At 66.9% G+C, this 23870-nt stretch carries 26 protein-coding genes, 1 tRNA gene and 1 pseudogene; 6 read left to right on the top strand and 22 right to left on the bottom strand.

The window, feature by feature from the left end; all coding sequences use genetic code 11:
• Nucleotides 1–60 precede the first annotated feature (60 nt).
• On the bottom strand, nt 61–1536 hold the full coding sequence (locus IG02_RS0115440; protein WP_030747155.1) for a PLP-dependent aminotransferase family protein: 1476 nt from the start codon (nt 1534–1536) through the stop codon (nt 61–63).
• Between IG02_RS0115440 and IG02_RS0115435 the strand changes: the two genes are divergently transcribed.
• A complete protein-coding gene (locus tag IG02_RS0115435; protein ID WP_078854507.1) occupies nt 1535–2431 on the top strand; it encodes a DMT family transporter in 897 nt (298 codons plus the stop codon). The two genes, IG02_RS0115440 and IG02_RS0115435, sit on opposite strands and share 2 nt — an antisense overlap.
• A gap of 42 nt (nt 2432–2473) precedes the next feature.
• Here the strand turns inward: IG02_RS0115435 and IG02_RS0115430 are convergent, their stop codons facing one another.
• A complete protein-coding gene (locus tag IG02_RS0115430) occupies nt 2474–3097 on the bottom strand; it encodes a TetR family transcriptional regulator C-terminal domain-containing protein (RefSeq protein ID WP_234314753.1) in 624 nt (207 codons plus the stop codon).
• Between IG02_RS0115430 and IG02_RS39340 the strand changes: the two genes are divergently transcribed.
• Nucleotides 3077–4897, top strand: a complete 1821-nt coding sequence (locus IG02_RS39340) for a recombinase family protein (protein ID WP_078854506.1) — start codon at nt 3077–3079, stop codon at nt 4895–4897. The genes IG02_RS0115430 and IG02_RS39340 overlap by 21 nt on opposite strands.
• A 124-nt stretch (nt 4898–5021) precedes the next feature.
• Here IG02_RS39340 and IG02_RS41560 read toward each other — a convergent pair whose 3' ends face one another.
• The 6 genes from IG02_RS41560 to IG02_RS39335 form a co-directional block, all read right to left on the bottom strand.
• A complete protein-coding gene (locus IG02_RS41560) occupies nt 5022–5612 on the bottom strand; it encodes a hypothetical protein (protein ID WP_158712301.1) in 591 nt (196 codons plus the stop codon).
• Nucleotides 5605–7008, bottom strand: coding sequence for a replication initiator (locus IG02_RS0115425; RefSeq protein WP_037803097.1), 1404 nt, complete (start codon nt 7006–7008; stop codon nt 5605–5607). Before IG02_RS0115425 ends, IG02_RS41560 begins: the two co-directional genes overlap by 8 nt.
• Before the next feature lie 301 nt (nt 7009–7309).
• Nucleotides 7310–7501 carry a hypothetical protein gene (locus tag IG02_RS0115420; protein ID WP_030747144.1) on the bottom strand — a complete coding sequence of 64 codons (192 nt, stop codon included), beginning with the start codon at nt 7499–7501 and terminating at the stop codon, nt 7310–7312.
• A complete protein-coding gene (locus tag IG02_RS0115415; protein WP_030747142.1) occupies nt 7498–8832 on the bottom strand; it encodes an FtsK/SpoIIIE domain-containing protein in 1335 nt (444 codons plus the stop codon). The genes IG02_RS0115420 and IG02_RS0115415 overlap by 4 nt, the downstream gene beginning before the upstream one ends.
• Nucleotides 8833–9043: 211 nt before the next feature.
• A complete protein-coding gene (locus IG02_RS0115410; protein ID WP_030747140.1) occupies nt 9044–9247 on the bottom strand; it encodes a hypothetical protein in 204 nt (67 codons plus the stop codon).
• Nucleotides 9247–9627 (bottom strand): hypothetical protein, encoded by a 381-nt coding sequence (locus IG02_RS39335; protein ID WP_078854505.1) that lies wholly within the window; start codon nt 9625–9627, stop codon nt 9247–9249. The genes IG02_RS0115410 and IG02_RS39335 overlap by 1 nt, the downstream gene beginning before the upstream one ends.
• 188 nt (nt 9628–9815) lie before the next feature.
• Here IG02_RS39335 and IG02_RS0115400 point away from each other — a divergent pair, with 188 nt between their 5' ends.
• Nucleotides 9816–10586 carry a GntR family transcriptional regulator gene (locus tag IG02_RS0115400; RefSeq protein ID WP_030747135.1) on the top strand — a complete coding sequence of 257 codons (771 nt, stop codon included), beginning with the start codon at nt 9816–9818 and terminating at the stop codon, nt 10584–10586.
• 1266 nt (nt 10587–11852) lie between these two features.
• Here the strand turns inward: IG02_RS0115400 and IG02_RS0115390 are convergent.
• The 4 genes from IG02_RS0115390 to IG02_RS0115375 all read right to left on the bottom strand — a co-directional run bounded on the left by IG02_RS0115390 (nt 11853) and on the right by IG02_RS0115375 (nt 14069).
• Nucleotides 11853–12197, bottom strand: a complete 345-nt coding sequence (locus tag IG02_RS0115390; protein WP_158712300.1) for an SH3 domain-containing protein — start codon at nt 12195–12197, stop codon at nt 11853–11855.
• Between the two features lie 58 nt (nt 12198–12255).
• Nucleotides 12256–12627, bottom strand: coding sequence for a hypothetical protein (locus IG02_RS0115385; RefSeq protein WP_158712299.1), 372 nt, complete (start codon nt 12625–12627; stop codon nt 12256–12258).
• Nucleotides 12628–12966: 339 nt separating this feature from the next.
• The gene (locus IG02_RS0115380) at nt 12967–13200 is read right to left on the bottom strand and encodes a DUF397 domain-containing protein (RefSeq protein WP_030747122.1); all 234 of its coding nucleotides are present in this window, start codon (nt 13198–13200) and stop codon (nt 12967–12969) included.
• Nucleotides 13197–14069 carry a helix-turn-helix domain-containing protein gene (locus tag IG02_RS0115375; protein WP_030747120.1) on the bottom strand — a complete coding sequence of 291 codons (873 nt, stop codon included), beginning with the start codon at nt 14067–14069 and terminating at the stop codon, nt 13197–13199. The genes IG02_RS0115380 and IG02_RS0115375 overlap by 4 nt, the downstream gene beginning before the upstream one ends.
• A 931-nt stretch (nt 14070–15000) precedes the next feature.
• On the opposite strand from IG02_RS0115375, the gene IG02_RS41555 reads away from it, so the two are divergent.
• The 3 genes from IG02_RS41555 to IG02_RS0115360 all read left to right on the top strand — a co-directional run bounded on the left by IG02_RS41555 (nt 15001) and on the right by IG02_RS0115360 (nt 15921).
• A tRNA-OTHER gene (locus IG02_RS41555) sits at nt 15001–15091 on the top strand.
• Between the two features lie 40 nt (nt 15092–15131).
• On the top strand, nt 15132–15308 hold the full coding sequence (locus IG02_RS41550) for a hypothetical protein (protein ID WP_158712298.1): 177 nt from the start codon (nt 15132–15134) through the stop codon (nt 15306–15308).
• Nucleotides 15309–15324: 16 nt separating this feature from the next.
• Entirely contained in the window at nt 15325–15921 is a 597-nt protein-coding gene (locus IG02_RS0115360; RefSeq protein ID WP_037803033.1) for a hypothetical protein, read from the top strand.
• A 576-nt stretch (nt 15922–16497) separates the two neighbouring features.
• Here the strand turns inward: IG02_RS0115360 and IG02_RS43880 are convergent.
• The 10 genes and pseudogenes from IG02_RS43880 to IG02_RS0115310 all read right to left on the bottom strand — a co-directional run.
• Nucleotides 16498–16782, bottom strand: a pseudogene (locus tag IG02_RS43880) (helix-turn-helix domain-containing protein); the annotation flags it as partial.
• 38 nt (nt 16783–16820) lie between these two features.
• Nucleotides 16821–17192, bottom strand: coding sequence for a thiol-disulfide oxidoreductase DCC family protein (locus IG02_RS0115350; RefSeq protein ID WP_030747116.1), 372 nt, complete (start codon nt 17190–17192; stop codon nt 16821–16823).
• A gap of 192 nt (nt 17193–17384) precedes the next feature.
• Nucleotides 17385–17825 carry a hypothetical protein gene (locus IG02_RS0115345; RefSeq protein WP_030747114.1) on the bottom strand — a complete coding sequence of 147 codons (441 nt, stop codon included), beginning with the start codon at nt 17823–17825 and terminating at the stop codon, nt 17385–17387.
• Between the two features lie 259 nt (nt 17826–18084).
• Nucleotides 18085–18540: a carboxymuconolactone decarboxylase family protein gene (locus IG02_RS0115340; RefSeq protein ID WP_030747112.1), complete on the bottom strand. Its 456-nt coding sequence runs from the start codon at nt 18538–18540 to the stop codon at nt 18085–18087.
• Nucleotides 18541–18729: 189 nt separating this feature from the next.
• Nucleotides 18730–19341, bottom strand: a complete 612-nt coding sequence (locus IG02_RS0115335) for a hypothetical protein (protein WP_030747110.1) — start codon at nt 19339–19341, stop codon at nt 18730–18732.
• A 186-nt stretch (nt 19342–19527) separates the two neighbouring features.
• Nucleotides 19528–20292, bottom strand: coding sequence for a succinate dehydrogenase iron-sulfur subunit (locus tag IG02_RS0115330; RefSeq protein ID WP_030747107.1), 765 nt, complete (start codon nt 20290–20292; stop codon nt 19528–19530).
• Complete coding sequence (gene sdhA / locus IG02_RS0115325) at nt 20292–22046, bottom strand: succinate dehydrogenase flavoprotein subunit (RefSeq protein WP_030747098.1); 1755 nt, start codon at nt 22044–22046, stop codon at nt 20292–20294. Before sdhA ends, IG02_RS0115330 begins: the two co-directional genes overlap by 1 nt.
• A 20-nt stretch (nt 22047–22066) precedes the next feature.
• The gene (locus tag IG02_RS0115320; protein ID WP_030747095.1) at nt 22067–22582 is read right to left on the bottom strand and encodes a succinate dehydrogenase hydrophobic membrane anchor subunit; all 516 of its coding nucleotides are present in this window, start codon (nt 22580–22582) and stop codon (nt 22067–22069) included.
• Nucleotides 22583–22588: 6 nt separating this feature from the next.
• A complete protein-coding gene (gene sdhC / locus IG02_RS0115315) occupies nt 22589–22969 on the bottom strand; it encodes a succinate dehydrogenase, cytochrome b556 subunit (protein ID WP_078854503.1) in 381 nt (126 codons plus the stop codon).
• A 237-nt stretch (nt 22970–23206) separates the two neighbouring features.
• Nucleotides 23207–23857 carry a 2-oxo-4-hydroxy-4-carboxy-5-ureidoimidazoline decarboxylase gene (locus tag IG02_RS0115310; RefSeq protein ID WP_078854536.1) on the bottom strand — a complete coding sequence of 217 codons (651 nt, stop codon included), beginning with the start codon at nt 23855–23857 and terminating at the stop codon, nt 23207–23209.
• Nucleotides 23858–23870 lie beyond the last annotated feature (13 nt).

Genomic DNA, 23870 nt, shown 5'->3' with positions numbered 1-23870 from the left:
TACCCGTCGGACGGGACGGGCATCCGGCGGCCGTGGGCGCCGGCCAGGCTCTGGGCGCCGTCACCGCTGACGGTCCGCCGGCGGCGCGCCGTTCTCGGCGAGAGCCCGGCGGAGCCGGATCACCCCTTCCGCCAGCTGGGTGGTGCCCGGCGTGCTGATGTAGCTCAGCCGCAGGTGAGGGGCGGGTGCTTCGGCGGTGAAGTAGGGGCCGCCGGCGGTGACCGCCACGCCGTGGCGCAGGGCGGTCGTGGTGACGGCGCGCTCATCGGTGCCGTCGGGCAGCCGCAGCCACAGGTGGCATCCGCCGCGGGGCGGCCGGGGCGGCAGGAGGGCGGGCAGGGCACCGCCCACCGCGGTGAGCAGCGTGGTCCGGCGCTCGTGCAGCGTGCCGGCGAGCGCCCGCAGATGGCGGGCCCAGGCGGGGGAGCCGACCAGTTCGAGGGCGGTCTCCTGGAGCGGGCGGGGGACGAAGAAACTGTCGACGGCCTGGATCGCGCGCAGCCGCCCCTGCACCGGACCGCGGGCGGTCAGGGCCGCGATCCGCAGGCTGGGGGACGCCGCTTTGGTCAGCGAGCGCACATGGACGACGACGCCGTGCGGATCGTCGGCGGCCAGCGGGAGCGGCAGGGGCGGGGAGTCCGCGTGCACCAGGTGGCGGGCGAAGTCGTCCTCGACGACGAAGGCGCCCGCCGCCCGGGCGATGTCGAGCACGGCGGTGCGCCGCCGCGGGGACAGGACGGCGCCGGTCGGGTTGTGGAACAGCGGCTGGCAGACGAACACCCGGGCCCGGGTGGCCTCGAACGCCTCGGCCAGCAGGTCGGTGCGTACCCCGTCGGCGTCGACCGGTACGGGGACGGGCCGCAGCCCGGCGGCGCGGGCCACGGCGAGCGCGCCGGGGTACGTGGGGGACTCGACCAGGACGGGGGAGCCGGGCGAGGCCACGGCCCGCAGGGCGGTGGTGAGCGCGCTCTGGCCGCCGGCGGTGATCAGGACGTCCGAGGCGTCGAGCGAGCCGGCCGGCCCGCCGATGTCGCGGGCGAACCAGCCCCGTAGCTCGGCCAGGCCCTCCGCCGGGGGCCGGGACCAGGTGCCGGGCCTGCGGCCGGCCCGGGCCAGGGCGCCGGCCAGGGCGCGCTCCGGCCGGATCGACGCGTGCAGGTAGCCGCCGTTGAGGTCGATGACCTCGGGCGGCAGGGTGGCGAGGGTGGCCAGCACCCCGGCGGCGTCCACGCCGCGCGGGCCCGTGTCGAGGGCGGCGTGCGGCGGGTCCGCGCTCAGCGCCACCTCCTGCCAGGAGACGTCGCCGAGACCGCCCGCGACGCGCCGGGCGGTGGCCTTGAAGACACCGGTGCCGGGGCGGGAGGCCACGAGCCCTTCGGCGGCGAGGGTGGCGATGGCCCGGGAGACCGTCACCGGGCTGACCTGGTACCGCGTCACCAACTCCCTGCTGGACGGGAGCTTCTCACCGTCCGAGTAGCGGTCCAGCTCCTTTCGCAAGGTCGTGGCCAGACGCGCCACACTGCTACTGTCATTCATGACAGTAGAAGATAGCGCTACTCCCGCCTCCGCGATAGCGGTCCGCAGCGGTACTCCCCTGGCCGCGCTCGGCGTGGTGTGCTTCTCGTTCAGCTTCCCGGCGACCGTATGGGCCCTGGACGGACTCGGCCCGTGGACGGTGACCGGCGTGCGGGGCCTGCTGGCGGGCCTGCTCGCCGCGGCCTGCCTGTACGGGGCCCGGGTCCCGCTGCCCGGCCGGGAGCACTGGCCGGGGCTGCTCACGGTGGCCGGCGGCTGCTCCATCGGCTTTCCGCTGCTGACCGCGCTCGCCCTCCAGACGTCCACCAGCGCGCACTCCGCCGTCGTCATCGGGATCCTGCCGCTGGCCACCGCCGCCGTCTCGTCCGTCCTGACCGGCCGGCGCCCGTCGCGCGCGTTCTGGGCGGCCGCCGGCTTCGGCGCCCTCACCGTGGTCGCCTTCACGCTCCAGCAGAGCCACGGCCTGCCGGCCCTGGGGGACCTGTACCTCTTCGGCGCCCTGCTGGTGTGCGCCGCCGGGTACGCCCAGGGCGGCAGACTCGCCTCCCACATGCCCGGCTGGCAGGTCATCGCCTGGGGAGTGGTCGCCGCTCTCCCGGTGTCCGCCCTGGTCGCGGCGGCGGCCCTGCCCGAGGAGCCGGTGCACGTGACGGGCCGGGCGGTCGTCGGCATGGCCTACCTGGCGGCCGTCTCCTCGTTCGGCGGGTTCGTCGCGTGGTACCGCGGCATGGCCGCCATCGGGGTGCCCAGGGCGAGCCAGATCCAGCTCGCCCAGCCGCTGCTCACCCTCGTGTGGTCGGTCCTGCTGCTGGGGGAGCCGCTCTCCCCCCTCGCCCCCGTCGCGGCCCTGATCGTCCTCGGCTGCATCGCGGTCACCCAGCGCGCGCGAAGCTGACGCCGCTTCGGGCCCGGGGCTCCGGCTCGCACGCCGCGTCCGTCAGTCCCGTGGCGTCGCGGTTCCGGCGGCCGGCGCCTTCCGGGAAGCGGCCACCTCCGCCATGCCCGGCAGGAACTCCGCGAACAGCTCGTGCACCTCGCGTACGAGCGGTCGCAGCACCCGGAAGCGCGCGAACGCCACTCCCCGGGCGGTCAGCCGCGAGCCGCGCTCCGCGAGCCGGCGGGTGCGCTCGCTGCCCTCCGAGCGGTCGAAGACCCAGTACAGGACGAGCCCCATGTGGGCCAGCCACATCAACTCGGGCAGGGCGTCGGCCAGTTCGTCCGGAACCTTCGCCCGGGACCCGGCCAGCACCTCCCGCTGGAGCGCGACGGCCGCATCCCGCGCCCCCGCCGACTCGGGGGAGAAGGGGCTGAGCGGGCTGTCGGGGTCGGCCGCGTTCTTGAAGAACTGCGCGGCGAACTCGTGGTACGGCGCCGCGACGTCGAGCCAGATCGTCAGCACGCCCGCCATGCGCGCCTCCAGATCGGTCTCCCGGTCCAGCACCTCCCGGGCCGCCGCCCGGTGCTCGGTGCCGATCCGGTCGTAGAAGCCCTGGACCAGGTGTTCCTTAGAGCAGCCACCTATGTCTAGTACGGTCGATCTATGGCAGCAAACAAGGTGCAAACAGAGGAAGTTCACTACCCGTCAGAGTGGCGAGACATCATCGTCGACGCTATGAAAGCCGCTCTACCGGCCCCGCGTAAGCCCGGTATGGACTCTGTGCGTGTCGGCATCCTCATCAGGCAGAGCAAGCAGCCCAAGAACTCGGGAAGCGGAGAAAGCCAGGAGCAGCGTTCAGAGGCATCCCCTCGTGCGCAGCTTGACGCCGCGCTGCATCACATTCAGTCGCCTGCACACAGTGCATGGCACGTCAGCCCCGATGACGTCTATGCCGACATCGGTAAGTCAGGCTGGTCTGACGACGTGCAGCGTTTCGCTTACGACGCGCTTATGGCAAAGGTGCGCGCAGGGAAAATCGATGTGGTGATTGTTTTTGCGCTTTCGCGGTTGTCTCGCAAGGGCGCGTTGGATGTACTCACCACCCTTGACGAATTCTCCAAGCATGGGACGCGACTGGTTTCCATAACGGAGCCATGGCTGGACACCGACCCGAGCAATCCCGTTGGCCAAGCAATTCTTGGCCTCACAGCAGCACTCGCCCAGCAGGAGTCAGAACAGAAGTCGGCGTTCATTACCGGTGCACATGCGCAAGCGCGTAAGCGTGGCGGGCATGTTACAGGTCGTGCCCCATATGGATTGATGGTCGTACGCGCCGTAGTCGATGGTGTGGCAGTCAACAAACTAGTGCCCGATCCAGAAAAGATGCCTGTCGTAAGGGCTATGGTGAGGTGGGCGATGGTGTTGAAAATGGATTTGCGTGATATCGCCGTCACGTTGACCGAGATGGCGATACCGACACCCACCGGTGGTAAATATTGGCTTGTGGCGACCGTGCGTTCAATTCTCCGTGATCCCCGCCTTGCTGGCTATTCCGTCGAGGCTTTCACTCGCATACAGAAAGATACTGACGGGAAAAAGCGCCGCCGCCCTATTTCCGGCTCGCAGGCGATTTTGTACGGACCTGATGGAAACCTGCTTTCGCTGCACGAAGGGATTATTACCCGTGCCGAGTGGTGGGAATTGCAGCTCACGCAGGGAAGCAAGGCCAATATTCCTCACAGTCGAAAGGAGAAGGGGGTAAAGGAGCCAGTAGCCCTCTTTACTCGGCTAAAGCTTGTTCGGTGCGGCGTATGTGGTCGCCCCATGCAGACGAACCCTGGCAGCGGGAAAAACCGCTACCCGTTCTACACCTGCAATATAGGTCCGGGCGGGCCGAAGGGAGCGGGGAGGCACAGTATGGGGATCACTGCGAGCCAGATTGACAAGCTGATTCCCGAGATGGCGTTTAGGCGACTCCGGGCCCTTGATATCGAAAAACCGGAAGACGCTAAGGTCTTGGCGCGAGTGGCCGAGCGATTCGCCCGGCAAAACGAGACCGAAGAGTTGCGGCAGCAGAAGAGTGCGGCAGAACAAGAGCTTGAACAGATCCGTGGGGCATTGACCACGCTGGCCGCCGACCGAGAAGCCGGAGATTACAAGGGTCCCACGATGGAGAAGATTTACCGAGACAGTAACCGGCGACTTGTGGCCAGTGAATCCAGGCTCATGAAGACTCTTGAGGAATTGAGCGAAAAGGAGAGCGAAAGCGTGTCCCTTCCTAGCGAGTGGTTCGAAGCTGGGGAAGATCCCATAGGTCCTAACAGCCCCTGGAAAGAGTGGGATCAAGTCACCCGTCGCTCTTTCCTTCTGACGATGGTTGACGAAATACGGGTCGCACCCGTCGGATTCAAGGGGAATCACGTGCCGGTAGAGGATCGAGTGGAAATTGACTGGACTGGTGGAAAGGTAGAAGTATCAGCTTGACCTCGAAACCCGAAATGCCCCGGCGGTTGCGACTGCCGGGGCATGGGTCGACCGAACCGTTTACGGAGACGTATCGCGCTTGGACCTAGCGCTCTACAGTGTCGGGATGCGGCCTGTAGTGTTTTTAATTAACTGAATGGTTTCCCCGAAGCTCAGGTTCAAAGTACAGCAGGGTTCGCCCCCCGTCTGTGTTGATCTTTCTTTTGGTGAGAGTTAGTTCGTATTCCGCGCCCCCTTTTTTGATCTCGCGGGCAAGCTCCAGTATTTTCCAAGAGGTGGAGTTTAGGCGGAAGAATCCCAAGGCGTCCGCCGTGGAGAATTTTAGATATATGATTACGTTTGGTTGTGGCCCCGTGCCATTTTTGGCCTTCTCCCGGATTTCTGTTATCGAGTTTGGGCACCCGCACGGTTTTCCGTATGAGCTCCCGGCTTGCAGCAGTGTGTAGCCGTCGCAATGGTGCACCAATTTCGACTGATGCCATTTTTTCATCTCTATGGAAACGTACTCCCCGATTATGAAAACGTGAATGGTAGACGCTTTTGTGATGATTTCAAAATCTCCATTGGGCAGTTTCCTTACTTCGCCGCCCAACAGGTCTGATGCCGCAGTTGCCACCGCGAACTGGCCAGTGGTGATCCGCCAAGTGCGGAGCGCGTCAGGGCGACCGTTGACCAGCCGGTTGGAATGGAGAAATCCGGCGATTGTGTCAGGCATTGAGGCCGCCAGCCGTGCCTAGAGTGGCCAGTGCTGAGCGAAGTTGGTCGATGTCTTGGGCAACCCCCCTAGCGATTTCTGCTTCTGCGGGTGTGTGGCCGCTTCCGACGTATCGCCATTCGGCCTCAGTGACTGTCTCGGTGTCGGGATCGTGTGCCAGGTCGACCTCTTGGGTGTTGTGGTCGGCACGGGCCGCCCGGAGTGCCGTATAGGTGGTGGAGTAGCGGCGGCTCTTGGTGAGTACGTGGCCCCGGTAGCCGAGGGTGTGGGCCCAGGGCCGTAGCCGTAGGCCGTCGAGTTCGGGTACGTCACCGAGGCGCCAGCAGGTGAGCATGAGCGTGCGTACGTGGTCGGAGACGGCTATCAGGTCGATGTCGGCACGGGAGCGGACCGGGTAGTCGATGCCGCCCGCAGCGTCGCTCACGCTCTTTGAGACGTACTTGGCGACGTACGCGGCTACGGCCTGATCGGTGACCGGGCCGCCGTCGGTGAACCCCTGGCGGATGGGGTGTACGTCGAGTTGCACGCCCCACCGCGCGGTGTGTTCGCCGAGCCCGCCGACGTAGGGCAGTGTGACGTGCACGGAGGCAGCGGCGGAGCGCACGGCGTCAGCGAGTACGTCAGTGGTGGCCCAGGAGGACGGGGATGTGTCGGGGCCGTCGGGGCCGTCGATCCGGATCACGGCATGGAAGTGCACCGCGCCGCGTCGCTGGTACTCGGCAACCTTCGCGTAGGAGAGCCGGAGGTGATCACCAATGCGGCTCTGGGGTGTGCCGGCTACCCCTGCCAGATGCCGCCTGATCTGCCGGGTGGTCCGGTTCCACAGTTCTCCCGCGGTCGCGTGCCACAGGACGTGCGCGGGGTAGTCGTAGCAGTCCGGGCACAGGGGTTGGCCGACTATGGAGGCGTCCGGGGCGTGGACGAGTCCGCAGCCGACGGGCCGACCGTGCTCGCAGACGCCCCTGTCACGGCGAGGCCGACACGGGCCGCCGTCGGCGTTGCGGTGGACAGCGCCGAACGAGGGAGCGGTGAGCGTGACGAACAGCCGGGGGTGGCGCTGTACGGTGTCGGCCACGTTCTTCCCGCCGACCAGGCCAGCGCGGACGAGTTGGAAGGTGTCGCCCGAGTGGAGGCGGGAGCAGGGACCGCATTGTGTCTCTCGGCGGTTGCGGCATCGCACGGCCAGTCGGCCACCGGGCTCGTTCGTGGTGGTGTAGTGGCGGAGTACGGCGCCGGTTGTCGCATCGAGGGTGGTGGTGTGGCCGGACAGATAGATGGGGTGAGCGCATCCGCCGGTAGCGCGGATCTGTTCTAGCCAGCGGTTGAATCCGGGCTCAGCAACAAGGCGGATGAGGTCACGTTCGGTTTCGGAAAGACCGAGGCGCGGTCGCTCCACCCGGGCAAGGAGGGAGCGCCGCGCCTCAGCGGTGCGAGTGTGCACGCGAGGGCGGAGACCTTTCGTGAGGGGCAGTGGCGAGCACTGCCGTCGAGTGATGGGCCGACGTGGTGAACAAGGGGTGTGCTCCTTTGGGGTTGGTTCGGTCGGCAGGTCAGGTCAGTGGTTCGGTCGACGCGGGTCGCGACAGCAGCGACAACGCCTGAGACGTCCGCCCCTGGTACGGAGCCGGACGCGTCCGCAGTACGGGCAGCGGACGTATCGATGAGGCATCGAGATCACCTCGTAGGGTTCGGTCCGGCTACGCGGTGACGCGGGAGAGAACCCAGTTGACGGTTTCGGAGATCATGAAGAACGCACCTGTCTGGCCGGTATAGAAGCCACAGAGGAAGATCAGCAGCGCCGACCACCACGTGACCTCTCGTGAGCGGACCAGGAGAGTGGTTGCCAGGCCGAACACGAGCGCCAGCGCGATTGCGGTTGCTTCGTTCATGAGCCCCCGCCCTCACCCATGGCCCGTGCGAGCGCGGGCAGCTTGGGAGTGAGGTGTGCCTGGCGTTCCGCGTACTGCCGTGCCTGATCGGGGGACAGCAAGCGGGATCGGACCCGCAGCCAGGAGCCGCCGACCGTCGTCACCGCCACGCCTTGCTCGTGTTCACCGATGGCTTGCGCGACGATCACCGCATCCGGGCTCAGGTCCCCGAGCGTCATTTCAGCGGTTGTCTCGTCGTGGACGCGGTGGCAGATCCGGCCGCCGAGTTGTGCCCGCAGCGCGGTAACGCCGGAGCCGAGTTCGGAGCCGAACCTCTGGGCCGCGACGACCACGTGCACGCCGAGCGCCGCGCCAAGCTGTGCCAGCCGCAGGAGGAGCGTCGAACACTCGGCCGCTTCCTTCCTGGATGCGGCGGATCCGTCGGTCAGGTACAGCTCTGAGACCTCATCCACCACCAGGACCACGGGCACCCGCCGCTCATCCTCCGGCAGCTGCCAGACGGAGCGCACCCCCGCCGCGCGACATGCCGCCATCCGGTCCTCAACCTCACTTACGAGGGCCGACAGAACCGTGATTGCCTCAGCACGTGTCGTGGCCAGCGCCGACAGTCGACGCTCGAACACACCCAGTTCCAAGCCGCCTTTGCAGTCCACGCCGACCAACGCGACGTCCTGTGCGCCGAGTTCGGTCACGAGCGCAGCTAGCAGCGTGGACTTACCCGACTGAGTCGCACCCGTGATCAGCCAGTGCGGCACGCTCCGGAAGTCGATCACCCACACGCCGCCGCTGTCACCGGTACGGCCGACCACGGCAGCGAGCAGACGCGGAGCAGGCACCCGCCGCCATGTCGCGGATTCGATCAACGGGTTGGTAGCGGTCGCAGTGATCAGGACCTGTCCGCGCTTGACGGAGATCACCCGCACCTCATGCACGCGCCAGGCATGCGCGAAGGCATCCGCCGACGCGATGAACGCAGCGGGTGTCTGGCCCGGGTGCAGATGCACGCGAACGGTCAGGCCGACCGGAGTCGGACGCGGGACCCCGAGGCGAGGCGGGAGCGGACGCACCGCCGTTCCCCGCACCATCGTGTCCCGGCCGATCACCGTGTACCGAGGCCGACGCGTCACCGCAAGATCGCGGTTCTGAGTGAGCTTGCGCCAGGTCCACCGCATCCGGGCAACCGTGGCCGGGAACCCGACCAGGTACCAGCGCCACGGCGTGTCGCGGGCCTGTCGCTTCCACAACGGCACCCGCGACTGCCACCAGCCTTGCGTCATGAGCGCCAGCAGCAGAACCACAGAGATGATCCAGATCACCAGTTCCCACGGCATCAGGAACCACCTCGCGGACGACGCTTCCGGCGCTCATCCAGCAGCCATTCAGCCCGGCGCGACGCCCACGAACCATGCTTCTGCGCCAGCCTCAGCAACGCATCAATGTCGTCAGCGGACGCGTCATACAGGCCCCGGAGCACCGCCCCGCATCCTGACAACACCTGGAGATCGCGGGAGAGGTCCCGAGCTTGAGCCTTGTACTGATCGCTCACTTCGGCTCGACCCCCTCACGGCTACGGGCCGCGAGGAACGCGGCTATGTGCGCCGCTTCGGTCGTGTCCCGCTCCAGACGCTCAAGAGTGATCGTTCGCGTGCTGGGCGACATGTCATACGTGTCGAGGATGAAGGCCGTTGTCGCAAGACTCGTGATCTTGTCGTAATAGGCGTTCCAGTCCCAGTCAGGCTCGGTCATCACTGGTCACCGCCCGCCGACTTGCCGCGCGACGACGAGCCACCCGACGGCGCAGGAGCCGCCACCGGGCCAGCAGGCACCACGCCGGACGCGCGGAACGAGGTCCCATGCCGGTCGCCTATCTCCCAGGACACCGCCACCAGGTCGTTCACATGCACGCGCATGCCCTCAGTCAGGCCCGCAGGCTCACCCGGAACCGCAACCTCGATCACATCCGCGCGACGGTTCTGACGCTGCCGCACCGAGACGCCGACCACGTACACGTCATTGCCGTCCCGATCCTTGCGGATCTCTCCTGTCTCCGGATTCACGCGCGGCTCCGGAGGGACCACCACCATCAGTGACCCGAGCCGGGCCACATCTACGGGAATCGTCTGCACTGATCTGCACAACCTCTCACTCGACTAACGAACCGCGGATTTGCAATTGCGACTCGTCCTTACGGGTGTTCGATCATGCGTCATGGTCGCGGAGATGTCCAGGACTTATGCTGACGAGTGCAGGGCTGACGTCCCTACCACACGGCACCGACAGCGAGCCGGGCCACCGCCCGCAGAAGGAGATGGACATGTCAGACCACCGCCTCACTCGAACCCGTGGCCTCTATGTGCAGGTAGCCGACCAGTTGACGGACGCGATCGCGAATGGTGAGTACCAGCCGGGTGACGCCCTGCCGTCCGAAGCGCGGCTCATGGAGCGCTACCAGATCTCACGGCCGACCATCCGCAGCGCGATGGCAGAGCTACGGACCAGGGGACTCGTTGAAGTCAGGCAAGGAGTAGGAACCCTCGTGCGCAAGATCACGATGCCGAGCCTGGATATCAGCCGAGCCATCACCCGACGCGGCACGCGTCACGGTCTCGGGTGGGAAGGAGTCGAAGCCGAGTACGCCGCTGTCACGCGAGGACACACCACAGGAGTGGCGGCACGACTGTTGGAGCGCGACGAGGAAGCCGTGTTCGTGGCGGAGCGAGTTCTGACCGATCGGGATACCGGGGTGCGCGCCGCGCACCGCACCGTGATTCCCTTCGACGTTGCCGACTCCTGCCCACCATTGGCCAAGAGCCCAGACGCCTGCCCAACGGCTCTCTACGACGCTCTCACCGACGCCGCAGGTCCACTCAACTGGACCGAGCACGTCACCGCGCGCGCGCCGATGCCCGACGAACGCGCGACGCTTCAACTGGCTGGCAGCGAACCGGTGTTGATTACCTATCGAGTCACCGCCGACGCCGACGGGCATCCGCTCATGCTCGAAGAGTTCTGTATCAGCGCTACACAGGCCACCTTGGCCTACCCGATCACCCCGCAGAAGGCGCCCGCCAAGCGCCGGTCCTGATCGGTCTAACTTCTCTCTACTTACTCAAGAGGCGCGCCGTTCCGGCGCGCCGGACGGTCGGGCGCCCTCGGCCGAGCTGCGGCCTACGGCCGGTCTCGGCCGAGACGCCCGCCGTCCTCGATGCCCGATCGCGCGCCGGAGCCGTAGACGACAGACCGTCACACGGCCAGCGGGGGCATCACCGGCTATCGGTCAGCGGGTGCAGGTGTGCGCGTGCTGACGCTGACGAGCAGCCGCAGGCCCCGGGCCGGGCGCGTACTCGTCAGCCCGGCAACCGGAGCAGGTCACCCACTGATGTCCGCGCGCGTCCTCTTCTACCGAGACCTTCCCGCGTCCCTGAGTCCGCAGCACACGGCCCACAGTCTTACGACGTGCCATGTCGCTTCCCTCCCTCTCTCGTATCCGTTCCATGGTGAACGCCGCCCCACCCCAACGCCAGGGGGCGCGAGGTTAGTCGGACACAGGTAAGTGGGAGGGACATCGCCCCTCCGGGCCGATCCGGCAGTCCGCGCCAGGTCCGCACTCGCGCACTGACACCGCCGCGTCCAGGTGCGCCGCCGTGCCCGCGTCGTGTCGGCACCGTGTGGCGCTCCGCGCCGCGCGGAGGCAAGTCGGGGGCTCCTCCGGACCCCGCCCCCGCCTACACGAAACCCCTGGTGAGGCCGGATTCCCAAGTGAGCCGGCAAAGCCATCCGGAGTCTCAAGCCAACCCCGCCGATGGGCTGAACCGCCAGGCTTCCCGAGGTGTGGGCGCCCCGTTTCTCAGCAGGTCATCTCTGACCGTCCCGCAGGGTCCGGGCGACCTTCCGCACGCTGAGCGGCGTACCGCGCAGACGCACCACTGCCCGACCCTCATCATCGGTACTGGCTACCGCCCGCATCGTGAGGCCAGCCGCCGCCAACACATCGTTGATCTCAGCCGCAGCGCCTCGCGCTTCCCGCCACTCGCTCAGGTAGTCGGCACCGCCGACCCAAAACAGGTCCCCGTCCCATTCCCACTCCCTGTACTCCATTCACCTTCACCCCGTCAGCCGGACGTTCACGGTAGTTCCCCCGCCCCCGATACGAGGTCTGGTCGAACCTAAATGCGATCCGTGACCCAGAGCAAACAGTAAGTAAACCCGATCTTGCGTGTCGCGCCACCCCCGGGACAGAATTCGTCTCGCTGCCCCAGGGCAGCAAGCGGCCCCCGCTCCTGCCTCACTCAGGAACGGGGGCTGCTCTGGCGACCGGTCGACAACCAGGGCGTCGGTACCCGACGGCGCGTCAGTCGTTGCAGGTGCCGGGCAGGCAGATCGGTGTGTTCTCGCCCGGAGTGTGGATCAGGTCATCACGAACCCAACCGGTCACGCCGGAACGCGGGAACGTCACCTTCGCCCACTGCACTCCACCCGGGTACTTGTAGTCGCGCACCGTGCACGACCACCCCTTGTAAGCGACGCCCACCGCTGTCGAGTTGATCGTGGGCTTTGACCGGATGTTGGCCGCCGACGCGGTGATGTAGCACCGGTTGTCGATGCTGGCAGCCGCCTGTGCCGCCGTAGCGGTGGCCGCACCGGTCCCCGCAAGAACGGCCGTCAGCCCCAGAATGGCGACAGCACGAGATGTCATGGACATGTCTTCCTTTGCTTGTTCGTGTCCCCAGCGGGACGCAGAGAAGGGGGGTGAGCTAGTACGTGAGGTAGCTGGTGTGGACGAAGCCGCGCGTTTCCATCGGGAGGCCGCCCCTCGTGTCGACCACGACGACGCCGACCCAGTCACGCTCGAAGTCGGGATGGAACACTTCGCGGAGGTAAACGCGGTCGCCCTTGTAGAGCAGACCCTTGACCCACCCGTGGTATCCGGGCTCGGAACGCAGCCTCAGCCCATCGACAGTGACCGTCCGGTTCATGCCCGAGGTGATCACCGAGGCCGAATCGGACGCGGAGCCACCCCCTATCGGAGCGGGCATGGCGGACGCTTCACCGGCCACTGTCAGCGGAACGAGCGTCGCCGCAACGGCCGCCGCAGCGACGCCCACCCTTCTACGGATCTTGTGCATGCACAGCCTTTCGACTCGAATCACGACGACCGCAGGCCACACGTCAGCCCGTCGGACGTCCTTACGAGTTACGACCATGCATGTTCGCGATAGCAAACGTCAAGTGGGAATCCGCAAACGCCGAAACGGGTAGCGCGCCAAGAGGGCGTGACACCAGCGCGGCTCGGCAGACCTAGGCTCGGCCCCTCACGCTCCGTGTACCTCTTGACGTGAGAGATGTCCGTTTCTTCCCGGCTCTAGAGTGCCGGCTCAGCCACGCAGCCTTACGGGGCGTAGCAGAAGGCCCCGCCCTCCCGTGACGGAGAGGCGGGGCCGAGGTTGCTCGCAGACCGGAGCGGATCAGTTGGCGCTGTCGAACCGGTGGTCCCTGACCGCGCTGACAAAGGCCGCGAAGGCCGACAGCTCGAAGACGAGCGCCGGGCCCTGAGTGTCCTTCGAGTCACGAACGGGCACGACAGTGGGAATGCCGGTAGCGACCTCAACACAGTTCGTGCCGTTGCCGCTGTATGAGGACTTGAACCAATCCGCGTCGGTGAGGTTTTGGACTGCTTGGGTACGTGCGTTGGTGTTCATTCCGTGATCTCTCGGGATAGTTGGTGCATGATTTTCGGAGTGTCCTCGGGTGGCAAAGCCGAACGTGACAACGCCTCGAACTGACGTGAAAACCGGCCGACTTCCCGGCGCTTGTCACTGATCGATGAGGTACCAAACGCGGTATCCACCTGGATCGTTGTCGGCATGGTTTCGCCGAGAATCATGATGCTGAAATTGTGCTCGAACAAGTACCCGCGCATGGATTGAGGGAGTACCTGAACGGTCACGTTGTCGAGCGCGGCCAGCTTGGAAATCTCGTCGTACTGTTCGCGCATCAATTCGGTGTCTCCGACGATGTGGCGAAGGGCTGGTTCGTAAAGAATCGCCCAAAGCCTCAACGGAGACTCGTTGCGCGTCACAGACTCCTTTCTTTTCATCCTCACTCTTACACTCTGGTCCACAAACTCACTCGTCGTCTCATCGATGAGCTTTGCGCTTTCGTGTTGAGTGCGCGCGTACGCCTCAGTCTGCAAGAGTCCCAGAACAAGGGTCGGATGGTACGCGCGGATTTCCTGGGCTGCCGCCTCAATTCCAAGGAATCTCGGCATGCCTGGATTCATGCTCGACACAACCGGCGTCCACCATTCTTGGCTCGACGCTTCCCGTTGAGTTGCTACAAGCTTCTCAACTTCGTCTTCATCGGTGACGCCGTACCGATCAAGAAGCCTACGCAAGTCACCGGCACTCCGAAGGTCTTGGAGCCCGGTTTCAACTCGCTGGAGTTTCGTGTCACTGAACGGAAGCCCGCGCACCGCGTCCAAGAGGCTTATTCCTGCCGCCCTACGCAGCTCCCGCAGCTCGTGACCCAGCGCGATGCGACGTGCCGTCGGCCTGTGAGGTTGTGCCATGGTCCCGCCTTCCTGGCTGAACTGACCGTCTCTCATGGTGATGTGCGCACTGTGCCATGGCAACCGTCCGCCACACCAACCCATGCGTCGGAGTTGGCATGTGCCACTTCCCGCCCGGTGGGTGGTTCAGTGCAAGTTCCCTTGCACATTCTGTTGATGGGCCTCCATGGTGGTCGGACCGCAACGCAAGGTGTGACGCAAGGGAGTTCCGGTGACGAACAGCAGTACAGCTACCCGGGGTTGAGTTGACCGCCCCCGCATCCGCGCCGACGTCGAAGCCCGCTCACCGGGCGCGATGCGGAGTCTGCGCGGCACTGACCAAGCAACGTAAAGAGGCACTTGAAAAGGGCAACATAAAAAGGGCGAGCGAATACGACGACGAGCTTCGTAATTGCCGGTCCTGAAAGTGAATACGTGGGAAAACATGGCCGGAAAAAAGGAACAGCGCGACACGCACCCTCCCGCTCAATACTGCGGAACGTGCATCGGGAAGACCACGGTTTGGTGTCCCTATTGCGCCGGATTCGCGGGGTGCTTCGAATGCGATCACACGGGAGTAGTTCCATGCCCTCAATGCTCAAACGGCGTTCATCCGCTACTGCGGTTCAGGTGAACACGCACCGAGCCCGACAGCGCATTGTGATCCCTTGGTATGTCTGGTGGTCCATCATTCTCACCGCTTGGGTGCTTGCCGCCGCCGGGCTCGTTCTGTCCCTGAAACCCTAAAACTCCCGCCCCCTACCGGTCGTAGCCCGAATTCGGCTCCCCCATAGCTATTCGGAATCCCGGTAGGGGGTGGGGTGCCAATCGAGGAAGATCGATGAACCAGACGCGAGTAGCGCAGGCAATTTTCGCCCTTGGCTGCCTGACCATCACCGGCGGTGTGGTTGCAGCTGTCACGATGTTCATTCTTGCTGTCGTGTAACCGCGCGTCCCTGTAGCTAAGTCAGGCAGAGCCCCGGGTAGGTCGATTCACAATGCGCAACCCCCGGAAGACTCCGGTTCGAGTCCGGACAGGGACACTCCGCCCCCTCATGGGCGGTCAACCAAAGGAAAGGCGCAATGGTAAATCGAGCCGAAGAAATGTCCGATGACGAGTTCTTCGACGTCGTCGGCAATCTCGGGGCGGGGGCGAGTGTGGCCAGTAACCCGGACAACGGCCCCAGCATTCAGGCACTCGGTCAGCAAGTAGCGGAGGACTCGGCCGCCAAACTGGCTGACAAGTACAAGCGGTCATGAAGAGGAGAGAGCAAAGGTGACAGCAACCATTTCTCGCCCAGCGCCCGAAAAGGTGGCGGAGCGAGCGCGCGAAATCCACGCAGCCATAGAAAACGACCCGGAGTTCGAGCGGCTGTGGGACACGTGCGCAAAGTACTCGTCCGACTGGGATGACTTCTACGGGTATCCGATTGTCGTGGACTACGACGCAATCGGAGATGCCCCGGCGCTCTTCAAGGAAACCATTCGGACGATGGCCATCAAGTCGGCCGTCTACGATCTCACGAATGGCGACGAGAAGGCCGCCGAGCTCCCGGTTCCCGTCCCCGTGGACACCATGTCGCACGCATTAATGGCGCAGTTCACGCTGTTGTGCCGGATGCAGCAGCGTCAGGGGATCCAGTTCGTGCACATGACGGACATGGAGGAAGGCGCGGGTGGCGGCACGTGGGACCACGGCGACTACACGCACCAGGTCTACAAGGCGGCGTTCGGCGACCTCAACCCCCGGTTCTGGATCGGGCGCGAAGAGACCGAACGCCGCCGCAAGGTGCTGGATCAGGTGTACGCCGGAATCGGTGTCACTGAGCGCGGGAAGAAGGTTTCCATCCCGCTTGCCACCACCGCCGCTTAGTTGGAACCGATTTCGCCTTCCCCGGTTCCACCGATTCCGGCGGAGGCGCAATTCGGTCCGGTTCAATCCCTAATTTATGGGGATGAACGCAAGCCGGTGTCCCGTCGGACGCGTAGCGGTATCCGTCTTCGGGGTTGAAAGGCGCATCTCTGTTCGGCCGGTCATAGACCACGAATGCCGACCGGGGAAGTCGCTTCGAGGGACAGATGCCACACGCCGGGTGATCAACCTCATCGGCGTTCACGAAAGGCTCAGCCATAGGGCGAGCCTAGCCCTACATGGCAGGCGCAAAAGCCCGTTCCGGCCGTGAGTCACTTGGTAAGGCCGAGCGGCCGGAACGGAAACAGGCCCCGTCCGTGCGTCACTTCCGGCGCATGGGCGGGGCCTGATGGGCCGTCAGGTATGTGACCCTCAGTCCCCGCCTGCCAAGGTCGCAGGCGGGGGGTTTTCGTGCGTGGTGGAGCAGCCCGCTTGGCCCAGTATCAGAGGTCATTTTCCCTGTTCAGGGGCGTCTGAGGCGGGGATCTTGCCCCTGCCGTGACAGGTAGGACATGTGACCAAGGTCATACTAGAACTCAGAATCTCCTCCTTGGACGAGAAGTAGTAGTACGCGTTCCCGACCGAGACCCCGGCCTCCTGGGCGATGGCCCGCATCGTCGTCCGGTCGTAACCGCGCTCCTGGAACAGGCGCAGCGCGGTTTCCAGGATGAGTGTGCGGGTCTGCTCGCTCTTGGGCATCCGGGAGGCCCGGGAGCCCCGGACCCTGCCGGTCTCCCGGGCCTCCCGGGCCGCGGGCGAGTCCGGGGCGGCTGGGCCCCAGGGGGCGGCGGTAGGCGGCCCGTCGGCGCCCGCCGCCGCCACCCGGGGCTCGGAGTTCTCGTCCTTCACGGTCCCTGAGCCTAATCTCCCGGCGTGGGAGCCTCGCACGCTCCGTCGCAGGGCGCCGCCGTCAGCTCCCGGTACTTCGCGGCGGCCAGCATCGTGACCCGCGCGAAGGGCGCACCGGCCGGAGTCGCGAGCCAGTTGGCCTTCGGCCGGTGCCCGGCCAGCGCCCACAGGCACACGATGAAGGCGTTCGTGGACCGGTAGACCTGGCCGCCGTCACCGACGACCGTGATCTCGCCGAGGGTGGCGCCGTGATCGAGGTCCGGGAACCGCCGCCGCGCCTCCTGGGAGGCCGCGGGCACCAGGTCGAGCGGGACGAGCTGGGGCTGGCGGGAGAGCCAGTGCCGCAGGTGGACACAGAGCGAGCACTGGGCGTCGTAGAGCACGGTGAGCCGTCGTACGGACCGCCGGTACGCCGGACGGTGCGGCGAGCGGCGGTTGCCGGAGCCGGAGGGTGCGGGCCGACGGGCGGCCGGCGCGGGGTCGTGTCCGTACCGTACGGCGGGCATCAGGCCCGCCGGGATGCGCGCGGGTCCCGGCCGGGGGCCCGGTACGGGCGTCGGATCGGTCATGGCCGCTCACACCCCGGTCGCCGGGGTGCCGAACGGGCCCGCGCCCTTGTCCGCGGTCGCCGTCCAGCCCTGCGGCGGCACCGGCGGCTGCTGCTCACGCTCCATGATCCCCCGGCGCCGGAACTTGTTGAGGACGTAGACGTTGCCGAGGTGCATCACCCCGAGAACCAGCAGGACGACACCGACCTTCACGGAGATCGCCTCGACCAGCTCGCGGGCGTCCGCGACGCCGTCGGAGTTCTTCAGGTAGAGCGCCACGAAACCGAGGTTCACGAGGTAGAAGCCCACCACCAGCAGGTGGTTGACGGCGTCCGCGAGCTTCTCGTTCCCCTGGAGCACGTCGGACAGGAACACGCGCCCGTTCTTGCTCAGCGTCCGGGCCACCCACACGGTCAGCGTCACGCTGATCAACAGGTAGGCCACGTACGCGACAACAGTGAGGTCCATCCCCACACTCCTTCGAACGCGCCTCTGAACGCACCTTTGAACACGTTCAAAAGCTCATGTCGTTGACTGTAGACCTGTTTTTGAACGTGTTCAAGTAAGGTGCGGGAGAGGCCGGTTGCCGATGACGGCACGCCGGGGGAGGACCGGGAGAGGCCGGGAGAACCGGCAGGGGAAGGCAGGCGGGGCGGGGGCCTGCGGGGGCAGCGCCGCCGGGGGCGGGCGGCGGCGGATCGCCGCGCCACCCGTCCCCGGCGACCGGTCACCAGCCGGCGCCCGCCGGCTGCTTGGTCGCCACGTTGAGCCGGTTGAACAGGTTCGTCGCACCGATCATCAGGAGCAGCGACGCGAGCTGCTTCTCGTCGAAGTGTGCCGCGGCCTCGTTCCAGATCTCGTCCGGCACCGGGTCCGGGCGGTCCGAGAGCCGGGTGGCGGCCTCGGACAGGGCCAGCGCGGCACGTTCCGCCTCGGTGAAGTACGGAGCCTCCCGCCAGGCGGCCACCGCGTGCAGCCGCTCGTCGGTCTCGCCGTTCTTCTTGGCGCCGCGTACGCCGCTGTCCACGCAGTAGCCGCACCCGTTGATCTGGCTGGCCCGCAGGTGGACCAGTTCCAGCGTCGCCTCCGGTACGCCGCCCCGCCGGGCGACATCGAGCAGGGCGAGTACGGGCGGTACGGCGTCGGGAAGGACCTTGGCGGGGTTCTCCATCCGGGCTTCCATCACGGTCTCCTCGGTCAGCGGGCGGTCAGCGGCCGTCGGTGGCCGATGCTCCGTTCATCCCGTCACCGTTGCGACGGAGCCCGGCGAGGAGATGTGACATCCCACGGGCCCGGGACGGCTGAACCCGGCCCCGTACCGCCACACGCCACACGCCGTCACATCACGCTCGGCGTCACACGCTGCTCGGCGTCACATGCTGCTCAGCGAGCGGGCGTGGGAGATCTGCCCCATCACCATCTGGAACGCCCCCGGGTGGGTCGCCGGGACCATCGTCGCGTGGTGCTTGCCGCCGCTGGTGACCGTGACCTGGACGAAGCCGGTCGTGGTCTTCTCCTTCATCAGCAGGAAGAGCAGGCCCAACAGGCAGAACAGGAAGAAGACGACGGCCAGGACGATGGCGTGCGTCGGGATCTTCTCCTCCGTGCGCGACATGTCCGTCGCGTTCCACACGGCGCCCCGCAGCGGGAGCGTGCCCGAGGGCGTGACGATCGAGTCGTTCACGACCGTGATGTCACCGATCGACAGCAGCGGTGCCCCGCCGCCCGCGAGGCCGCCGATCGGCACGGGGACCGGGGCGGCCGACTGCGGGTAGCCGTATCCCGGCGTGCCCGGCTGCGGGTAGCCGTACCCCTGCGTCGCGCCGAACTGGCCGCCGTCGACCACGGTGGGGTTGGGGAAGTCGTACTCCGGCGCCCCGGGCGTGGGAGGGCCGGACGGCGGCGGAGGCACCGGCGAGCCGCCCGGCGGCTGCGGCGGTCCCCACTTGTACTCCCCGTCCGCGTTCGGATTCGGCTCGCTCATGTCTCTCCCCGCTTCCCGGCTGCCCCGCCCGCCGCTTCACCGGCTGAACAGGGCTCGTAACGTATGCGTCGATCCTGGCATACGAAGGGCCCGCTTCTGTACGGGCGTTCACACAATCCACGCCGTACGGAAGCGGGCCCCACGGACAGCGCCGGGTCACGCGGGTGACCCGGCAGGCCCGTGACGTCAGAAGCGGCGCGTGATGAGCGCGCGCTTGACTTCCTGGATCGCCTTCGTGACCTCGATACCGCGCGGGCAGGCGTCCGTGCAGTTGAACGTCGTACGGCAACGCCACACGCCGTCCTTGTCGTTGAGGATCTCCAGCCGCTGCTCCCCGGCCTCGTCGCGCGAGTCGAAGATGAAGCGGTGGGCGTTCACGATTGCGGCCGGGCCGAAGTACTGGCCGTCGTTCCAGAACACCGGGCAGGACGACGTGCACGCGGCGCACAGGATGCACTTGGTGGTGTCGTCGAACCGCTCGCGGTCCTCGGCGCTCTGCAGGCGCTCGCGCGTCGGCTCGTTGCCGCTGGTGACCAGGAAGGGCATCACGTCCCGGTACGCCTGGAAGAACGGCTCCATGTCCACGACCAGGTCCTTGAGGACCGTGAGCCCCTTGATGGGCTCGACCGTGATGGGCTTCTCGGGGTTGATGTCCTTGATCAGGGTCTTGCACGCCAGCCGGTTGCGGCCGTTGATGCGCATGGCGTCCGAGCCGCAGATGCCGTGCGCGCAGGAGCGCCGGAAGGTGAGCGACCCGTCGACGTCCCACTTGATCTTGTGGAGGCCGTCGAGCACGCGCTCCTTGGGGTCGATCTCGATCGGGAAGTCCTGCCACTGGACCTCGTCGGAGACCTCGGGGTTGAAGCGGCGGATCCGGAAGGTGACCGTGATGTACGGGGAGGCGGCGGCAGCGGCCTCCGCCTCGGCCTTGTCCATGGTCGGGGTAGCCATCAGTACTTACGCTCCATCGGCTGGTAGCGGGTCTGGACGACCGGCTTGTAGTCGAGACGGATGGACTCGGTGCCGTCGTCGCCGACCTCGCGGTACGCCATGGTGTGGCGCATGAAGTTCACGTCGTCGCGGTTGGGGAAGTCCTCGCGGTAGTGACCGCCGCGGGACTCCTTGCGGGCCAGTGCGGAGACGGCCATGACCTCGGCCAGGTCGAGCAGGTTGCCCAGCTCGACGGCCTCCAGCAGGTCCGTGTTGAACCGCTTGCCCTTGTCCTGGATGGACACGTTCAGGTAGCGCTCGCGCAGCTCGCCGATCTTCTCGACGGCCGTCTTGATCGTCTGCTCCGTACGGAACACCATCACGTTGGCGTCCATGGTCTCCTGGAGCTCCTGGCGCAGCGTCGCCACGCGCTCCTTGCCCGTGGCCGCGCGCAACCGCTCGACCTGGGCCTCGACCAGCTCGGCCGGGTTCTCGGGGAGCTCGACGAAGTCGTTCTTCGCGGCGTACTCGGCGGCGGCGATGCCGGAGCGGCGGCCGAAGACGTTGATGTCGAGCAGCGAGTTGGTGCCCAGCCGGTTGGCGCCGTGCACGGAGACGCAGGCGACCTCGCCCGCCGCGTACAGGCCCGGGACGACCGTCGTGTTGTCGGCGAGGACCTCGCCCTCCACGTTGGTCGGGATGCCGCCCATCGCGTAGTGCGCGGTCGGCTGGATCGGGATCGGGTCCGTGTACGGCTCGATGCCCAGGTAGGTCCGCGCGAACTCGGTGATGTCGGGCAGCTTGGCGTCCAGCTGCTCCGGCGGCAGGTGGGTGAGGTCCAGGTAGACGTGGTCGCCCTCGGGGCCGCAGCCGCGGCCCTCGCGGATCTCCGTGTAGATGGAGCGGGAGACGACGTCGCGCGAGGCGAGGTCCTTCATGACGGGCGCGTACTTCTCCATGAAGCGCTCGCCGTCCTTGTTGCGCAGGATGCCGCCCTCGCCGCGGGCGCCCTCCGTGAGCAGGATGCCCATGCGCCAGATGCCCGTCGGGTGGAACTGGAAGAACTCCATGTCCTCCAGCGGCAGGCCGCGCCGGTAGCAGGCGGCCTGGCCGTCACCGGTCAGGGTGTGGGCGTTGGAGGTCACCTTGAAGAACTTGCCGGTGCCGCCGGAGGCGTAGATCACGGCCTTCGCCTGGAAGATGTGGATCTCGCCGGTGGCCAGCTCGTAGGCGACCACGCCGGCCGACTTCTTGACGCCGTCGACCTCGGTGATCAGCTGGTCCAGGACGTAGAACTCGTTGAAGAACTCCACGCCCTCCTTGACGCAGTTCTGGTACAGCGTCTGGAGGATCATGTGGCCCGTGCGGTCCGCGGCGTAGCAGGACCGGCGGACCGGCGCCTCGCCGTGGTTGCGGGAGTGGCCGCCGAAGCGGCGCTGGTCGATGGTGCCGTTCGGGGTCCGGTTGAACGGCAGGCCCATCTTCTCCAGGTCGAGGACCGCGTCGATGGCCTCCTTCGCCAGGATCTCGGCGGCGTCCTGGTCGACCAGGTAGTCACCGCCCTTGACCGTGTCGAAGGTGTGCCACTCCCAGTTGTCCTCCTCCACGTTCGCGAGCGCGGCGGCCATGCCGCCCTGCGCGGCGCCCGTGTGGGACCGGGTGGGGTAGAGCTTCGTCAGCACGGCGGTACGGCTGCGCTTGGTCGCCTCGATGGCCGCGCGCATGCCGGCGCCGCCGGCGCCGACGATGACGGTGTCGTACTTGTGGATCTTCATCAGTCTCGTCAGCCCCGGCTTTAGCGGATGTTCGGGTCGAAGGTGAAGATCACCAGCGAGCCGAGAAGGATGGTGAACACCGTGGCGGTGTACAGCAGGCCCTTGAGCCACAGGCGCGTGTTCGGGCGCTCCGCGTAGTCATTGATGATCGTGCGGAGGCCGTTGGCCCCGTGCAGCATCGCCAGCCACAGCATCAGCAGGTCCCAGACCTGCCAGAACGGGGAGGCCCAGCGGCCGGCCACGAAGGCGAAGCCGATCTTGGACACGCCGCCGTCCAGCACCAGCTGGATGAGCAGGTGGCCGATGACGAGGACGACCAGGACGACGCCGGAGAGCCGCATGAACAGCCACGCGGCCATCTCGAAGTTGCCGCGGGTGGACTTGGGCGTCTTGGCGGTCCGCTTGCGGGGCGGCTCGATGACGGGCGCCGGGTTGTCCACGTCGTACGGGCTCACGCCCTCGACGGTGCCGACCGTGGACCCGCCGGACCCGGCGGTCCCTGCGGAGCTGTCGGCGACGGTGTTGTTGGCAGACATGCGGACTCAGCTCCCGAATACGTCGCGTACGGCATGGCCGAGCACGGGGTAGAGGGCGCCCACCATGAGGACGATCCAGACGCCCACGGCGCCCCAGAGCATCTGCTTCTGGTAGCGAGGGCCCTTGGACCAGAAGTCCACCGCGATGACGCGGAGGCCGTTGAGCGCGTGGAAGAGGATGGCGGCCACGAGGCCGTACTCCAGCAGCGCGACGACCGGTGTCTTGTAGGTGGCCACGACGTCGTCATAGGCCTCGGGAGAGACACGGACGAGAGCGGTGTCCAGCACGTGGACGAACAGGAAGAAGAAAATGAGGACGCCGGTGACTCGGTGAGCCACCCAGGACCACATTCCTTCCCGGCCGCGGTACAGCGTTCCAGCCGGCACGGAAATACCCTCCGGGAGCGGGATCTAGGGGAGCCGGCCGCCATCTTCTACTCAACAAAGCACAGTGGTGTCGGTCGCGCCCGGCCGGGTACGGTCCACCGGCCCTGGACATCGTAGCGACGACGTGGCGGCTCCTCACGCCGGGGGGCCTCCGGTGTGATCGAACAGGCAGTCATACGGCCACGGACGGGCTACTCGGGCGGGTGGAATGCCCAGCTCCGCCGTGGCTGGTTTGTTTCAGGCGTTTTTGGCCTGGTTTCTGGCTGGTTTCCGCGTTTTGGTTGGCTTCTTGGCCGCTCTGTGCCCCTGGGGGTGCGAGAGCAGGTGCACGATGCGGGCGCGGGCGACCCGGCGGAGTTCGTCGGCGGCGACGGCCCGTTCGTGGTCGGGGTCGTGGGAGAGCCGTGCGTGGATGCCCGCGAGGACGTGGTCCAGGTACTCCTCGGGGCGGCGGCCGTCGAGGCTGATCACGAAGGCGTGGCCGAAGTTGCTCTCGTACGCGGCGTGCGCGGCGGTCAGGGCCGTGCGGGCGGCGGGCGGGGCGCCGGCCGGCGCGACCGGGGACGGCTCTCCGGCGAGGGCGTCGGAGATCTCGGCGGGCGAGAGGTCGTAGCTGGCCTCGTCGGCGGCGGCGAGCAGGGCGTCCAGGCCGGGGTACGGGCGGTGGTCGGCGACCCGCCGGGCCCAGCGGCGGCTGCCGCAGCAGGTGAGCAGCGCGGCTTCGACGGCGGCGCGCGGGGCCGTGTTGAAGCGGTCCAGGCCGCAGGCGTGCGGGGCGCCGGTGTGCGGGTCGCAGGCGTGCGGATCACAGGGGTCGTTCGAACGTCCGCTCGACGCGGGATCGCTCGGACGGCTGTGCGGACGGCGGGCATGGGGTGCGCGGGACACCGTGGGCTCCTCG

It is taken from the genome of Streptomyces sp. NRRL F-5135 (genome assembly GCF_000719775.1).
Classification (GTDB): Bacteria; Actinomycetota; Actinomycetes; order Streptomycetales; family Streptomycetaceae; genus Streptomyces; species Streptomyces hebeiensis.
The sequence above is the reverse complement of the archived record's forward strand: the minus strand, read 5'-3'. Positions and strand labels throughout refer to the sequence as shown.

Excerpts from the sequence above, each read along its gene's own strand:
- IG02_RS39340 (WP_078854506.1), top strand. The coding sequence starts at position 3,077 with ATGGCAGCAAACAAGGTGCAAACAGAGGAAGTTCACTACCCGTCAGAG.
- IG02_RS0115340 (WP_030747112.1), bottom strand. The coding sequence starts at position 18,540 with ATGGAAGCCCGGATGGAGAACCCCGCCAAGGTCCTTCCCGACGCCGTA.
- IG02_RS0115420 (WP_030747144.1), bottom strand. The coding sequence starts at position 7,501 with ATGAACGAAGCAACCGCAATCGCGCTGGCGCTCGTGTTCGGCCTGGCA.
- sdhA (WP_030747098.1), bottom strand. The coding sequence starts at position 22,046 with ATGAAGATCCACAAGTACGACACCGTCATCGTCGGCGCCGGCGGCGCC.
- IG02_RS0115440 (WP_030747155.1), bottom strand. The coding sequence starts at position 1,536 with ATGAATGACAGTAGCAGTGTGGCGCGTCTGGCCACGACCTTGCGAAAG.
- IG02_RS0115385 (WP_158712299.1), bottom strand. The coding sequence starts at position 12,627 with ATGCACAAGATCCGTAGAAGGGTGGGCGTCGCTGCGGCGGCCGTTGCG.
- IG02_RS0115320 (WP_030747095.1), bottom strand. The coding sequence starts at position 22,582 with ATGTCTGCCAACAACACCGTCGCCGACAGCTCCGCAGGGACCGCCGGG.
- IG02_RS0115335 (WP_030747110.1), bottom strand. The coding sequence starts at position 19,341 with ATGAGCGAGCCGAATCCGAACGCGGACGGGGAGTACAAGTGGGGACCG.
- IG02_RS0115390 (WP_158712300.1), bottom strand. The coding sequence starts at position 12,197 with ATGACATCTCGTGCTGTCGCCATTCTGGGGCTGACGGCCGTTCTTGCG.
- IG02_RS0115375 (WP_030747120.1), bottom strand. The coding sequence starts at position 14,069 with ATGGCACAACCTCACAGGCCGACGGCACGTCGCATCGCGCTGGGTCAC.
- IG02_RS0115330 (WP_030747107.1), bottom strand. The coding sequence starts at position 20,292 with ATGGCTACCCCGACCATGGACAAGGCCGAGGCGGAGGCCGCTGCCGCC.
- IG02_RS0115435 (WP_078854507.1), top strand. The coding sequence starts at position 1,535 with ATGACAGTAGAAGATAGCGCTACTCCCGCCTCCGCGATAGCGGTCCGC.
- IG02_RS0115400 (WP_030747135.1), top strand. The coding sequence starts at position 9,816 with ATGTCAGACCACCGCCTCACTCGAACCCGTGGCCTCTATGTGCAGGTA.
- IG02_RS41550 (WP_158712298.1), top strand. The coding sequence starts at position 15,132 with ATGGTAAATCGAGCCGAAGAAATGTCCGATGACGAGTTCTTCGACGTC.
- IG02_RS0115380 (WP_030747122.1), bottom strand. The coding sequence starts at position 13,200 with ATGAACACCAACGCACGTACCCAAGCAGTCCAAAACCTCACCGACGCG.
- IG02_RS0115410 (WP_030747140.1), bottom strand. The coding sequence starts at position 9,247 with ATGACCGAGCCTGACTGGGACTGGAACGCCTATTACGACAAGATCACG.
- IG02_RS0115415 (WP_030747142.1), bottom strand. The coding sequence starts at position 8,832 with ATGCCGTGGGAACTGGTGATCTGGATCATCTCTGTGGTTCTGCTGCTG.
- IG02_RS0115345 (WP_030747114.1), bottom strand. The coding sequence starts at position 17,825 with ATGGACCTCACTGTTGTCGCGTACGTGGCCTACCTGTTGATCAGCGTG.
- IG02_RS41560 (WP_158712301.1), bottom strand. The coding sequence starts at position 5,612 with ATGCCTGACACAATCGCCGGATTTCTCCATTCCAACCGGCTGGTCAAC.